The sequence below is a fragment of the Streptomyces sp. NPDC093544 genome (assembly GCF_040683495.1).
Lineage (GTDB): Bacteria > Actinomycetota > Actinomycetes > Streptomycetales > Streptomycetaceae > Streptomyces.
This window is the reverse complement of the sequence record NZ_JBFBEA010000044.1, coordinates 15419-28880: the sequence shown is the minus strand read 5'-3', so window position 1 is coordinate 28880 and position 13462 is coordinate 15419. Positions and strand designations below refer to the sequence as shown.

Genomic DNA, 13462 nt, shown 5'->3' with positions numbered 1-13462 from the left:
CGTCCGATCCCCACCGCGGGGCCCGTCTGACAGGGCCTGCGCTCACGTGTGCGGGGGCGTCCAGCAGGCGGACGCCCCATACGGCCCCGCCCCCTCCCGCCGGTAGGGTGGCGGGGATATTGCCGGACAACGTGGTCCGGTCTCCGGCCCACGTTGAGAAGGTATTTCGGGCGATGCGCATTGGTGTCCTCACGTCCGGCGGCGACTGCCCCGGCCTGAACGCCGTCATCCGGTCCGTCGTGCACCGCGCCGTCGTCGACCACGGCGACGAGGTCATCGGCTTCCGCGACGGCTGGAAAGGCCTTCTGGAGTGCGACTACCTCAAGCTCGACCTCGACGCGGTGAGCGGCATCCTGGCTCGTGGCGGCACCATACTCGGCTCCTCCCGGGTCCAGCCCGAGCATCTGCGTGACGGTGTGGAGCGGGCCAGGGGTCATGTCGAGGACCTCGGTCTCGACGCGATCATCCCGATCGGCGGCGAGGGCACCCTCAAGGCCGCCCGTCTCCTCTCGGACAACGGTCTGCCGATCGTCGGCGTGCCGAAGACCATCGACAACGACATCGCTGTCACGGACGTGACCTTCGGCTTCGACACGGCCGTCGGCGTCGCGACCGAGGCCCTGGACCGGCTGAAGACCACCGCCGAGTCCCACCAGCGCGTGCTGATCGTGGAGGTCATGGGCCGCCACACCGGCTGGATCGCCCTGCACTCCGGCATGGCCGCGGGCGCCCACGCCATCGTCGTACCGGAACGCCCCTTCGACATCGAGGAGTTGGCCGCCAAGGTCGGCGAACGCTTCGACGCGGGCAAGCGGTTCGCCATCGTCGTGGCCGCGGAGGGCGCGAAGCCTCGCGAGGGCTCGATGGAGTACGACGAGGGCGGCAAGGACGTCTACGGGCACGAGCGGTTCGCCGGTATCGCCCGCCAGCTCTCCATCGAGCTGGAGGAGCGCCTCGGCAAGGAGGCCCGGCCGGTGATCCTCGGGCACGTCCAGCGGGGCGGTACCCCGACGGCATACGACCGGGTGCTCGCCACGCGGTTCGGCTGGCACGCCGTGGAGGCCGCGCACCGTGGTGACTTCGGCAAGATGACGGCGCTGCGCGGGACCGACATCGTGATGGTGTCGCTCGCGGAGGCGGTCGAGACGCTCAAGACGGTTCCGGACGAGCGGTACGCCGAGGCCGAGTGCGTCCTCTGACTCGTACGTGGTGCTAGAAGTCGGGACTGCCCCCGGTCGCAACGGCGACCGGGGGCAGTTCTACTCTGGTGCGGACAGACAGCTCACAACCAGTACGAAACAGGAGCCGGCGGATGGATCACAGCGGGAGCGGCATGACCATGGATCTGCCGCCGTTCACGCTGGGGCGGGGTCTCGAATGGTCCACCGACCCGTTCTTCCTTGTCGCCTGTCTGGCGGGGCTCGGACTGTACGGCTGGGGGGTCGTGCGACTGGCGCGGCGCGGCGACAAGTGGTCGGTGGGCCGCACCGTCTCCTTCGTCATCGGCGTGCTGACCGTGATGCTCGTGATGTGCACCAAGCTGAACGACTACGGCATGGTCATGTTCAGCGTGCACATGGTGCAGCACATGGTGATCAGCATGCTGTCGCCCATCCTGATCCTGCTCGGCGCGCCGATCACGCTGGCACTGCGGGCGCTGCCGGTCGCGTCGAAGCGCGGCGGCAAAGGACCCCGTGAACTGCTGTTGATGTTCCTGCACAGCCGGTTCATGCGGATCATCACGCACCCCGCCTTCACCATCCCGCTGTTCATCGCGAGCCTCTACGGGCTGTACTTCTCGCCGATCTTCGACTTCCTGATGAGTTCCAAGGTGGGGCACATCGCGATGATGTGCCACTTCCTCGCCGTCGGCCTGGTCTTCTTCTGGCCGATCATGGGCGTGGACCCGGGGCCGCACCGGCCGGGCTATCTGATGCGGATGCTGGAGCTGTTCGCGGGCATGCCGTTCCACGCGTTCTTCGGCATCGCGCTGATGATGGCGTCCGGTCCGATGGTGACGACGTACGAGAACCCGCCGGCCTCGCTCGGCATCGACGCGCTCGCCGACCAGACCGCGGCGGGCGGCATCGCCTGGGCGTTCAGCGAGATCCCCTCCGTCCTCGTGCTGCTCGCGCTGCTCTTCCAGTGGCATGCCTCCGAGAGCCGGCAGTCCCGCCGCTCGGACCGAGCGGCGGACCGCGACGGCGACAAGGAACTCGAGGCGTACAACGCCTATCTGGCCTCACTCAACGCTCGTAGTCGCTGAATTACCTTCTTTTTTCAGCCTGCCTGAAACGCATTTCTATTCAGTAGCATGGGGGCGAAGCCTCGCGTCCGCTCTCATCTACGGCTCGCGAGGTCCACGGGGGAAACCGCAGGGGGAGCGGTCATGACATTTCGCGTGTCCATGCAAAGGTCGGGATTAACGGCGGGCCGCAGGATCGCCTTACTACTGGTTGCCGTGCTGATGGTCAGCGGCTGCAGTAAATCCGAACAACTGTCCGCGGTGCGGGCCATCGCCGCGGGGATTTCGCAGGCCAATCCATTTTTCAAGGAGGACGGCCGGCTCGGCAAGGACATGCACCTGCCCGAGGCGCGACCGAGCGGTGGCATCCAGGCCAGCAACAGCCCGGGGCTGTACGGCGGCACGACGGACGGGGACGACAGCGCGACGGGCGGGGACGACGGCTCGTCGGGGCAGGATGATGACGGTGGGGCCACCGGGGAGTTCGGCGGCTCGACAAAACCCGGCACCTGCGACGTGGAGAAGCTCAAGAACTTCCTCATGGACAGCAAGAACTCCGCCAAGGCGCAGGAATGGGCGCGGGTGCGGAATATCGGCACCGATGAGATCCCGGGTCATATCGATCAACTCACACCCGTCGTGCTGCGCCACGACACCCTCGTGACGAATCACGAGTACAACAATGGCAAGGCCGTCCCCTTCGACGCTTTGCTACAGGCGGGAATCGCGATTCTGGTCGACCCGCAGGGACTTCCCGCGGTGAAGTGCTCCTGCGGTAATCCACTGCTCCCCTACAAGGGAAACGTCAAGAAGGCGTCGGTGCAGTTCACGGGCGGAAACAAGAAGTGGGCCGGCTATCAGCAGGACCGCATCGTGGTCGTCGAGCCGCCGCCGGGGAGCCACAAGATCGAGCGGCTCCAGCTCGTCGACGTCCATGACCCCGACCACGGGATCAACCGCCCGATCGGCACCGAGGGCGAGGACGACAAGTCCTTCGACCCGCACGCAGAACTCAGGGTTCCGGCCGTCACGCGGACGACGTTCGCCGCGGCGGCACAGAGCCTGGCCGACGCGGGGCTCGTACTGGCCTATGACGGCGACTCCCTGCCGGCCGACGACGCCCTCGTCACCGCGTCCCAGCCCACCGAGGGCAGCGCGCTGGAGTGGGGCGCGGCCGTGACGCTGTTCGTGCAGGCCCCACCCGAAGACAGTGGCGGCCTCACCGCTCCCCCGGACTCCGGTGGAGCGACCACGGGACCGGGCGAATCGAGCACCGTACCGGGGGAGTCCAGCACCGGCCCTGACCCCGGGAAGTCCAGCACCGGCCCGGGTGAATCGAGTACCTCTCCTGATACGACGTCATCGGCGCCGTCCGGCGGGACGTCCGGCCCCTCCTCGCCGGGCGACGGATCGCCGTCCGGGGGCAGCTCCGGGTCGCCTCTCACGTCCACGCCGCCCGGCGGAGCGGAGTCAGAGCCTCCGGTGAGGAGCCTGACGCCGAGCACGCCTCCGCCAACCACACCGACCAGCGATTCGGCCGACCCCACGGAGACGGAGTCCGTCTCGACCGGCCCGACGTCGTCCGGTTCGACAACGACCGGCTCTACAACGACCGGCCCGACGCTGAGCGGCGCACCGGCGTCGAGCGCCGCGTCCTGACCCGCGTACCGAACCAGCGCAGAGCCCGGGAGCGACCGGATGGCACAAGGATCACCGCAGTCGGGAGTGGGCCGGGTCATCGCCGGCCGGTACGAGCTCATGGACCAGGTGGGCTCCGGCGGGATGGGCCATGTCTGGCTCGCCCACGACCGGCGGCTCGACTGCGATGTCGCGCTCAAGGAGATCAAGTTCCGCTCGGCGCCGGAGGCCGGTGAGGAGCACGAATCCCGGATCGCGCGGGCCCGTGCCGAGGCGCGGCACGCGGCGGTGCTGCGGGGGCATCCGCACGTGGTGACCGTGCACGACGTCCTGGAGCACGAGGGCCTGCCGTGGATCGTGATGGAGTACGTGGCGGGCGCGGAGGATCTACGTGACTGGCTGCTACGGCGCGGCCCGCTGGCCCCCGTCGCGTGCGCCCGTATCGGCCTCGCGGTCCTGGACGCGCTGACCGCCGGCCATGAACGCGGCATCATGCACCGGGACGTCAAGCCCGCCAACATCCTGCTCGCCCCGGACCGCGCTGGCATGCCGGGATCCCGGGTCCTGCTCACCGACTACGGCATCTCGGTCCAGCCGGACTCCACCGAGACCCGCTGGACCATGACGTCCATCCTGGTCGGCACGGCCGGGTATCTGGCGCCGGAGCGTGCCACGGGCGGGCCGCCGACCGCGGCGGCCGATCTGTTCTCGCTGGGCTGCACCCTGTACTTCGGTGTGGAGGGTTTCGGTCCCTTCGACCGCGACACCGATCTCGCCGCGGTCACCGCCGTGGTTCTGGAGGAGCCGCCGCCACCACAGCGGTCCGGGGCTCTGCGTCCGGTCATCGAGGCGCTGCTGGCCAAGGATCCCGCCCTTCGGCTTTCCGCGGAGGACACGGCGGCAGCCCTGGCCCGGATCATCACGCCCGAGCACCACCCGCGTACCCAGGTCGACGGTGGATCACAGCCGCCCTGGGCCGGGCTCGTCACGTCCGACGGAACTCCGGCGGGCCTGATGCGGCCAGGGCCGGCGCCACCCGGCCAGGGCTACGGCGGTCCGGCGTCACCGAGCCAGGGTTCCGGCATCCCGCCCCAGGACCAGGGCCTCGCCACACCCGGCGCCTACACACCCACCGCGCATGGCACTCACTCCCCCACTGCGCATGGCACTCGCTCCCCCAGCGCTCACCCGGCCCATCCCGCGTACGGCTCACGGCCGGGCCAGGGCTTCGGCCCACCGCCCCCGGCCGCCTCGCCACCGACTGCGGCCAACCCGAGCGGCCCGCAGCCCGGCCACGGCTACGGACCGCCCTGGTACGCAGGCCCGCCCACCCCGACGTCCGGCCCCTCGGGCAGGCGGCGCCGCAAACGCCCACGCCTCCTGCAAGGCCTGGCGGCACTGCTCCTCGCGCTGGGCCTCGCCGCGGGCGGAGTCTGGTACGCCGTGGCCAACAAGCCCGTGAAGCCGTACGGCACCACGGTCGGACTCTCCGAACCGCTCCGGAAGGGCGACTGCGTCCGGGGCGATCCGCCTCCCTCCGAAGTGGCCGGTGTTCCGCCCCTCACGCTCGATCCGAGTTGCAAGGACATGGTCCCGGACGGGCAGGTGATGGGGCTGTACAAGGCTTCCTCGTTCGAGGAGGCGAGCAGCCGGGGAGCGGCCCGGTGCGCGGAGCTGACGAAGGAGACCGCGGGGAAACTCGCGTGGCACGTGCGGAGCATGGCGGTGGTACCGACGCGTGAGGGGTTCGACTCCGCCGGCGGCAATGTCGCCTGCCTGCTGGTCGGGAAACACGGCCCGGTGTACGGCCCGCTCGGCGAGCTCCGCCCGTACGGGATGACCTTCGAGGACGCCACCCAGATACAGCGGGAGGACTGCCTCGGCCATGTGGACGGGGACGCGCGCGCGAGCACCCACTACGACCTGGTCGCCTGCGACAAGGAGCACACGGGGCGGGCCGTGCAGATCACTCACCTCAAGACGGTCACGTCCGGCCAGGACGCCGACGCGGCGGCGGACACGCAGTGCGCGAAGGACGCCCGGCCGGAGGAGTTCGGTTATCCCTCCGCCACGTACTTCAGTCATGGCCTGCGCAGCACAGGCCTCTGGGGCAAGAAGTACTACCTGGTGGTCTGCGCCATCGAGCGTCTGGACAAGACTCCGATGCGCGGGGGTGAGTAGGCCGCCCGGCCCTGGCGAATCGCGCCCTGTCGGGGGAAAATGGGCCAAGGCCACGGCATGCGCCGCGGACCCGCCCGAAGGAGGGTGCTCAGATGCCCGGTTCGACGCCTGGTTCGACGAAGGCAATGGGGGTGCTCACCGTGGGCGGGCTCGTCGTGGTGACGGCCTACACGGTGGCGCTCGGCAGCAACGGCTGGCTGTGGTTCGGCTGGGTCGTGCTCGGCCTGATCACGCTGGGCATGGTGGCCGCGCGCAGCGCCTGACGGTCACTGACGGGGCAGGCGCGCGGCGGAATGCACGCCCGGCTGGTATTTCGGCAGCCGGGCGGTTATTTTCATGCCCGCTCCCACCGCGGTCTCGATGACGAGGCCGTAGTCGTCCCCGTACACCTGGCGCAGCCGGTCGTCGACGTTGGACAGCCCGATACCGCCCGAGGGGCTGACCTCTCCGGCCAGGATGCGGCGCAGCCGGTCGGGGTCCATTCCGGTGCCGTTGTCCTCGATGACGACCAGTGCCTCGGCGCCCGCGTCCTGCGCGGTGATGCTGATGTGGCTCTTGTCGGTCTTGCCCTCCAGACCGTGCTTGACGGCGTTCTCCACGAGGGGTTGGAGGCAGAGGAAGGGCAGCGCGACCGGCAGCACCTCGGGCGCGATCTGCAGGGTGACCGAGAGACGGTCCCCGAAACGGGCCCTGACCAGCGCCAAGTAGTGGTCGATGGCGTGCAGTTCGTCGGCGAGGGTGGTGAAGTCGCCGTGCCTGCGGAACGAGTAGCGGATGAAGTCGGCGAATTCCAGGAGCAGTTCGCGGGCGCGCTCGGGGTCGGTGCGGACGAAGGACGCGATCACGGCGAGCGAGTTGAAGATGAAGTGCGGGGATATCTGGGCGCGCAGTGCCTTGATCTCGGCCTCGATCAGGCGGGTACGGGACTGGTCGAGGTCGGCGAGTTCCAGTTGCACCGAGACCCAGCGGGCGACCTCGCCCGCGGCTCGTACGAGGACGGCGGACTCGCGGGGTGCGCAGGCGACGAGCGCGCCGTGCACCCGGTCGTCGACGGTGAGAGGGGCGACGACGGCCCAGCGCAGCGGGCAGTCGGGCTCGAAGCAGTCGAGCCGGAATGCCTCGCCGCGGCCGGTCTCCAGTGCTCCTGCGAGCCGCGCCATGACCTCGGTGCGGTGGTGCTCTCCCACGCCGTCCCAGGCGAGAACGGTTTCCTGGTCGGTCAGGCACAGCGCGTCGGTGCCGAGGAGGGTGCGCAGGCGTCGGGCGGACCGGCCCGCCGTCTCCTCGGTGAGGCCCGCACGCAGCGGGGGCGCGGCGAGCGAGGCGGTGTGCAGGGTCTGGAAGGTCGCGTGCTCGACGGGGGTGCCGAGCCCGCCGAGGCTCTCGGACCGCGCGGTGCGCCTCCCGAGCCAGAAACCGGCGGCGAGCAACGGGAGCACGGCCACACATAGCCCGGCGATGAAGCCGCTCATGACTTGGCCTCCGCGCGCACGTGGTCCCCGGCCAGTTCTTCCGGCAGGTGGAAGCGCGCCAGGATCGCCGCTGTGCCCGTCGGCACGCGCCCCGGCGTGGCCAGCGACACCAGGACCATCGTCACGAACCCCAGTGGCACCGACCACAGGGCGGGCCAGGCGAGGAGGGCGTGCAGTGAGCCCGTACCCGGATAGCCCGCCATGGTCGCGCCGACCGCGACGAGCGCGGAGCCGCCGCCCACCAGCATCCCGGCGGCCGCACCCGGCGGGGTCAGTCGCCGCCACCAGATGCCGAGGACGAGCAGCGGGCAGAACGACGACGCGGACACCGCGAAGGCGAGCCCGACGGCGTCGGCGACCGGCAGTCCGCCCACGAGCATGCTCGCCGCGGCCGGCACCGCCATGGCGAGCACGGTGCCCAGCCTGAAGTGCCGGACACCGCGCGAGGGCAGCACGTCCTGGGTGAGCACGCCCGCCACCGCCATGGTCAGTCCGGACGCGGTCGACAGGAACGCCGCAAAGGCGCCGCCCGCGACCAGCGCGCCCAGGAGGTCACCGCCGACCCCGCCGATCATCCGGTCGGGCAGCAGCAGTACGGCGGCGTCGGCGTCGCCGGTGAGGGTGAGCTCGGGGGCGTACAGCCTGCCCAGCGCGCCGTAGACGGGCGGGAGGAGGTAGAAGGCGCCGATCAGGCCGAGTACGGCGACCGTGGTGCGGCGGGCGGCGACACCGTGCGGGCTGGTGTAGAAGCGGACGACCACGTGCGGCAGTCCCATCGTGCCGAGGAAGGTGGCGAGGATCAGTCCGTACGTCGCGTACAGCGGGCGTTCTTCGCGGCCCGCCGCCAGTGAGGTGGACATGCCGCCGTTGCTGCGGCGGTCGGCCATCGGGACCGCGTCGCCCTTGGTGAAGGTGAGGCGGGTGCCGCGCTCGATGTGGTGGACGCCCGCGGGGAGCGCGAGGTGCTGGTCGTCGTACCGGTGTCCGTCGACGGTGCCCGTCGCGGTGACAGCCAGCGGCTTGGAGAGCTTCAGATCGAGGCTGTCGTCGATGCGGACGACGCTCTGCTCGCGGAAGGCCGCCGGCTCGTCGAAGGCGTCGCGCGGGGCGCCGTCGCTCTGCCAGGCGAGGACGAGAAAGAGCGCGGGGACCAGTAGTGCGGTGAGCTTGAGCCAGTACTGAAAGGCCTGTACGAAGGTGATGCTGCGCATACCGCCCGCGGCGACGGTGGCGACCACGACGACCGCGACGAGCACTCCGCCGAACCAGTCGGGCGCGTCCGTCAGCACGGCCAACGTCAGTCCCGCACCCTGCAGTTGGGGCAGCAGGTACAACCAGCCGACACCGACGACGAAGACACTGGCAAGGCGTCGCACGGCCTGCGAGCCGAGCCGCGCCTCGGCGAAGTCGGGCAGGGTGTACGCGCCGGAGCGGCGAAGCGGGGCCGCTATGAACAGCAGCAGTACGAGGTAGCCGGCCGTGTAGCCGACGGGGTACCAGAGCATGTCCGGGCCCTGGACGAGCACGAGGCCGGCGATGCCCAGGAAGGAGGCGGCGGAGAGGTATTCGCCGCTGATCGCGGCCGCGTTGAGCCGTGGCCCGACGGTACGAGAGGCGACGTAGAAGTCGGAGGTGGTCCGGGAGATGCGCAGGCCGAAGGCGCCGACCAGGACGGTCGCCACGACCACCAGGGCGACCGCGGGGACGGCGTAGTTCTGGTCCACGTTCAGCGGTCCTCGACCAGGCGCACGAAGTCCCGCTCGTTGCGTTCGGCGCGGCGCACGTACCAGCGGGCGAGCAGCACCAGCGGCGGGTACACGCCGAATCCGAGCACGGCCCACTCCAGACTCGCGCCGTCCGGCATCGCGGCGAACACGAGGGGCAGCGGTCCGACGAGCAGTACCAGGACGGCCAGCACCACCAGTGCCGCCCGGAGTTGGCTGCGCATCAGGGAGCGGACGTAGGTGTGACCGAGGGTGGTCTGCTCGTCGATCTCGGTTCTGGGCCGGTAGTAGCCGGACGTTCTGCGGGTGCGCCGGGGCGCACCGGTGACCGTGACGCGGCGTTCGATCGGGTCCTGTGGCACACCGTCCCCCTCAGCTCGTGGTCCGGCGCAGCAGCAGGTCGCGCAGTTCACGGGTGTGACGGCGGCTGACCTGGAGTTCGACGGAGTCCACGAGGACGCTCACCGTACCCGCGTCCAGGCGGAGCTCGCCGATGTGGCGCAGCGCGACGAGATGGCGCCGGTGGATCCGGACGAAACCGCGGGAGCGCCAGCGTTCTTCGAGGGTGGACAGCGGGATGCGGACGAGGTGGCTGCCCTGGGCGGTGTGCAGGCGGGCATAGTCGCCGTGCGCCTCGACGTGGGTGATGTCCTCGACGGCCACGAAACGGGTCACTCCGCCGAGCTCGACGGATATGTGGTCCGGGTCGGGTTCGTGCACCGGTATCAGCGGGGTGGAGTCCATCAGCTGGGCGGCCCGGCGTACGGCCTCGGCGAGGCGTTCTCGGCGTACGGGCTTCAGCACGTAATCGACGGCCTTGAGGTCGAAGGCCTGGACGGCGAATCCCTCGTGGGCGGTGACGAAGACGACGAGCGGCGGATTGGCGAACCCGGTGAGCAGCCGGGCCAGGTCGAGGCCGTCGAGTCCGGGCATGTTGATGTCGAGGAAGACGACGTCGATCGCCTCCGGGCCGTCGGGGCCGGACTCCAGCGCCCTGTTGATCCGGCGCAGCGCCGCGGTCGCGTCGCTCGCGCCCTCGGCGCTGGAAACCCGGGTATCGGCGTTCAGCAGATACAGGAGTTCCTCGAGGGACGGTTGTTCGTCGTCGACGGCGAGGGCGCGCAGCATGAAGGTGGAGTGTAGGAGGTATTCCCACGTCTGGACATGTGCGGGACGTGGACGTTGTCGCCGACCGGATGCGGACGCTGCCGCTGGACCGATGTGGGCGTTACCGCTGGACGGGCGTGGGGGCTGCCGCCGGCCGGGCGTGGAGTCGCCACGGGGCCGGCATGAGACCGGCACGGGACCGGCACGGGACCGGCACGGGCATTGGGGCCGCACCGGTCTGGGAGCCGGCCCTGGATACAGTGCCGCCATGAGCAGCAAGCCCGCGATGTTCGACGATCTCGACCGCAAGATCATCACCGCGCTGATGGCGAACGCGAGGACCAGTTTCGCGGAGATCGGCGCCACGATCGGGCTCTCGGCCACGGCGGTCAAGCGCCGTGTGGACCGGCTGCGCGAGACCGGCGTGATCACCGGGTTCACGGCCACGGTGAAACCAGCGGCCCTCGGCTGGCGTACGGAGGCGTACGTCGAGGTGTACTGCGAGGGCGCGGCCCCGCCCCGGCGGATCGCGGAGGTCGTGCGCAACTACCCCGAGATCGCCGCGGCCATGACCGTGACCGGCGGCGCGGACGCGCTGCTGCACGTACGGGCGATCGACGTGGAGCACTTCGAGGAGGTGCTGGAACGGATCCGGGCCGAGCCGTTCATCCGGAAGACGATCAGCTACATGGTGCTGTCCCACCTGCTGCCGGAGGCCCCGGAGGCGGGGGCGACCCACGCGGCCCCGGAGGACGCATCAACCGTGCGCTGAGACGACTGAAGACGCAGCAATCCTGCGCAGACACGCAGCTCTCGTCGCTTGTCGCACGTATCCCCGTTTCTTACCGTGGAGACACCCTCAGTCACCACCGCAGGAAGCGGAGGAATCTCTCTGTGCCTGACAGCCGTGTGCCGCGCCTTCGGCGCTTTCTCGTCTGCGAACCCAGACACTTCGCCGTGCAGTACGCGATCAACCCCTGGATGCACCCGGACACACCCGTGGACGTGGACCTCGCCCAGGACCAGTGGCAGGCGCTGATCCGCGCCTATCGCACCCACGGTCACACCGTCGACGCCGTCGAGCCGGTGGCGGACCTCCCCGACATGGTGTTCGCGGCGAACTCCGCGCTCGTCCTGGCGGGCCGGGTCTTCGGCTCGTACTTCCACGCACCCCAGCGCCGCCCCGAGTCCACCGCGTACGAGACCTGGTTCAAGGCCGCAGGTTTCGACGTCTACCGCCCCGAGTCGGTGTGCGAGGGCGAGGGCGATCTGATTCCGGTGGGCCGGTTCGTCCTAGCCGGCACCGGGTTCCGTACGACCCGCGAGGCCCATCACGAGGTGCAGGAGTTCTTCGGCGTCCCGGTGATCAGCCTCCAGCTGGTGGACCCGCACTTCTACCATCTGGATACCGCGCTGTTCGTCCTGGACGACGAGAACATCTGCTACTTCCCGGAGGCGTTCTCGCCCGGCAGCCGAGAGGTGCTCGCGCGCCTCTTCCCCGACGCGGTGCTCGCCACCCGCGAAGACGCCATGGCCTTCGGACTCAACTCCGTCTCCGACGGCCGTCACGTCTTCGTCTCACCGCACGCCGAGGCGCTCGCCGGCCGGCTCGCGGACCACGGCTACGTCCCTGTCCCCGTCGACCTCTCGGAGTTCCACAAGGCCGGCGGCGGCATCAAGTGCTGCACTCAGGAGATCCGCTCATGACCGCTCCCGCGCTCGCACACACTTCCGACGAACTGATCCGCGCCGAGGCGCCCGTCCTCGCGCACAACTACCACCCGCTGCCCGTGGTCGTCGCCCGCGCGGAGGGCACCTGGGTCGAGGACGTCGAGGGCCGCCGCTATCTCGACATGCTGGCGGGCTACTCGGCCCTCAATTTCGGTCACCGCAACCCGGTGCTGATCGAGGCCGCACACCGCCAGCTCGACCGGCTGACGCTCACCTCACGCGCCTTCCACAACGACCGGCTCGCCCAGTTCGCCCGGTCGCTGGCCGAGTTGACGGGTCTGGAGATGGTGCTGCCCATGAACACGGGCGCGGAGGCGGTGGAGAGCGCCGTCAAGGTGGCACGCAAGTGGGCGTACGAAGTGAAGGGCGTCGCGCCGGACCAGGCGACGATCGTGGTGGCCGCCGAGAACTTCCACGGCCGTACGACCACCATCGTCAGCTTCTCCACGGACGAGACGGCCCGGGCGGGCTTCGGGCCCTTCACGCCGGGTTTCCGGATCGTCCCGTACAACGACCTCGCCGCGCTCGAAGCGGCCGTCGACGAGACGACGGCGGCTGTGCTGATCGAGCCGATCCAGGGCGAGGCGGGCGTCGTCATCCCGGCCGACGGCTACCTCACCGGCGTACGCGAACTGACCCGCCGCAACGGCTGCCTGTTCATCGCGGACGAGATCCAGTCGGGCCTCGGCCGCACCGGCACCACGCTGGCCGTCGACCACGAGGGCGTCGTCCCGGACCTGCTCCTCCTCGGCAAGGCCCTCGGCGGCGGCATCGTGCCGGTCTCCGCGGTGGTCGGGCGCCGGGACGTGCTCGAAGTACTGCGTCCTGGTGAGCACGGCTCGACGTTCGGCGGCAATCCGCTCGCGGCGGCGGTGGGTTCGGCGGTCGTGGAACTGCTGGAGACCGGCGAATTCCAGCGCAGGGCAGCCGAGTTGGGCGAAGTACTGCGGGAAGGCCTCGCGGCGCTGGTCGGCCGGGGTGTCGAGGGCTTCCGCGCGCGGGGACTGTGGGCGGGCGTGGACATCGATCCCGCCATCGGCACGGGCCGTGAGATCAGCGAGAGGCTGATGCGGGAGGGGGTCCTGGTCAAGGACACCCACGGTTCGACGATCCGGCTGGCCCCGCCGCTGACCATCACGGGCGAGGAACTGCGATCGGCCCTGGGATCGCTGGAGAAGGTGCTCGGGCAAGGAGCCTGAGAGCGACCGGCCCGGCGCGGGGCGTGACCCTGGACCGGTCACTCCCGCGGCGGGCCGGCGACGCGCCGCAAGAACGTTTACCTCCCGCGCTCGGGGTCACCCGGGAAGAGCGTTCAGCAGGCCTGCGAGCGAAGGCGCCGGACGGTTGGGTCCAACAGCTTCTGG

General features: G+C 70.1%; 12 protein-coding genes. 8 read left to right on the top strand and 4 right to left on the bottom strand.

The annotated features are described in order from the left end of the window. The first annotated feature begins 173 nt into the window (after positions 1–173). The 5 genes from AB0N66_RS39645 to AB0N66_RS39625 all read left to right on the top strand — a co-directional run bounded on the left by AB0N66_RS39645 (position 174) and on the right by AB0N66_RS39625 (position 6327). The gene (locus tag AB0N66_RS39645; protein ID WP_365444851.1) at positions 174–1199 is read left to right on the top strand and encodes a 6-phosphofructokinase; all 1026 of its coding nucleotides are present in this window, start codon (positions 174–176) and stop codon (positions 1197–1199) included. 113 nt (positions 1200–1312) lie between these two features. Then, positions 1313–2266 carry a cytochrome c oxidase assembly protein gene (locus AB0N66_RS39640; RefSeq protein WP_365444848.1) on the top strand — a complete coding sequence of 318 codons (954 nt, stop codon included), beginning with the start codon at positions 1313–1315 and terminating at the stop codon, positions 2264–2266. Between the two features lie 123 nt (positions 2267–2389). Next, positions 2390–3904, top strand: a complete 1515-nt coding sequence (locus AB0N66_RS39635; RefSeq protein WP_365444845.1) for a DUF6777 domain-containing protein — start codon at positions 2390–2392, stop codon at positions 3902–3904. Positions 3905–3943: 39 nt separating this feature from the next. Next, positions 3944–6064: a protein kinase gene (locus AB0N66_RS39630; RefSeq protein WP_365444842.1), complete on the top strand. Its 2121-nt coding sequence runs from the start codon at positions 3944–3946 to the stop codon at positions 6062–6064. Positions 6065–6156: 92 nt separating this feature from the next. Then, on the top strand, positions 6157–6327 hold the full coding sequence (locus AB0N66_RS39625) for a hypothetical protein (RefSeq protein ID WP_365444839.1): 171 nt from the start codon (positions 6157–6159) through the stop codon (positions 6325–6327). Positions 6328–6330: 3 nt separating this feature from the next. On the opposite strand, the gene AB0N66_RS39620 is transcribed toward AB0N66_RS39625, so the two are convergent. From AB0N66_RS39620 to AB0N66_RS39605, 4 genes are read right to left on the bottom strand one after another with little or no spacing between them, the layout of a single operon-like run. Continuing rightward, a complete protein-coding gene (locus AB0N66_RS39620) occupies positions 6331–7536 on the bottom strand; it encodes a histidine kinase (RefSeq protein ID WP_365444836.1) in 1206 nt (401 codons plus the stop codon). Continuing rightward, the gene (locus tag AB0N66_RS39615) at positions 7533–9260 is read right to left on the bottom strand and encodes a cation acetate symporter (protein WP_365444833.1); all 1728 of its coding nucleotides are present in this window, start codon (positions 9258–9260) and stop codon (positions 7533–7535) included. The genes AB0N66_RS39620 and AB0N66_RS39615 overlap by 4 nt, the downstream gene beginning before the upstream one ends. Positions 9261–9262: 2 nt before the next feature. Then, complete coding sequence (locus tag AB0N66_RS39610; RefSeq protein ID WP_365444830.1) at positions 9263–9622, bottom strand: hypothetical protein; 360 nt, start codon at positions 9620–9622, stop codon at positions 9263–9265. Between the two features lie 10 nt (positions 9623–9632). Then, positions 9633–10388, bottom strand: coding sequence for a response regulator transcription factor (locus tag AB0N66_RS39605; protein ID WP_365444827.1), 756 nt, complete (start codon positions 10386–10388; stop codon positions 9633–9635). Positions 10389–10635: 247 nt separating this feature from the next. Between AB0N66_RS39605 and AB0N66_RS39600 the strand changes: the two genes are divergently transcribed. The 3 genes from AB0N66_RS39600 (at position 10636) to rocD (ending at position 13297) form a co-directional block, all read left to right on the top strand. Then, the gene (locus tag AB0N66_RS39600) at positions 10636–11139 is read left to right on the top strand and encodes an Lrp/AsnC family transcriptional regulator (RefSeq protein ID WP_365444824.1); all 504 of its coding nucleotides are present in this window, start codon (positions 10636–10638) and stop codon (positions 11137–11139) included. Between the two features lie 122 nt (positions 11140–11261). After that, positions 11262–12074, top strand: coding sequence for a dimethylargininase (ddaH, locus tag AB0N66_RS39595; RefSeq protein WP_365444821.1), 813 nt, complete (start codon positions 11262–11264; stop codon positions 12072–12074). After that, on the top strand, positions 12071–13297 hold the full coding sequence (gene rocD, locus AB0N66_RS39590) for an ornithine--oxo-acid transaminase (RefSeq protein WP_365444818.1): 1227 nt from the start codon (positions 12071–12073) through the stop codon (positions 13295–13297). The genes ddaH and rocD overlap by 4 nt, the downstream gene beginning before the upstream one ends. Positions 13298–13462 lie beyond the last annotated feature (165 nt).

Coding starts and splice junctions, on each gene's coding strand:
- AB0N66_RS39630 (WP_365444842.1), top strand. CDS start 3,944: ATGGCACAAGGATCACCGCAGTCGGGAGTGGGCCGGGTCATCGCCGGC.
- AB0N66_RS39600 (WP_365444824.1), top strand. CDS start 10,636: ATGAGCAGCAAGCCCGCGATGTTCGACGATCTCGACCGCAAGATCATC.
- AB0N66_RS39605 (WP_365444827.1), bottom strand. CDS start 10,388: ATGCTGCGCGCCCTCGCCGTCGACGACGAACAACCGTCCCTCGAGGAA.
- AB0N66_RS39635 (WP_365444845.1), top strand. CDS start 2,390: ATGACATTTCGCGTGTCCATGCAAAGGTCGGGATTAACGGCGGGCCGC.
- AB0N66_RS39625 (WP_365444839.1), top strand. CDS start 6,157: ATGCCCGGTTCGACGCCTGGTTCGACGAAGGCAATGGGGGTGCTCACC.
- rocD (WP_365444818.1), top strand. CDS start 12,071: ATGACCGCTCCCGCGCTCGCACACACTTCCGACGAACTGATCCGCGCC.
- AB0N66_RS39620 (WP_365444836.1), bottom strand. CDS start 7,536: ATGAGCGGCTTCATCGCCGGGCTATGTGTGGCCGTGCTCCCGTTGCTC.
- AB0N66_RS39645 (WP_365444851.1), top strand. CDS start 174: ATGCGCATTGGTGTCCTCACGTCCGGCGGCGACTGCCCCGGCCTGAAC.
- AB0N66_RS39640 (WP_365444848.1), top strand. CDS start 1,313: ATGGATCACAGCGGGAGCGGCATGACCATGGATCTGCCGCCGTTCACG.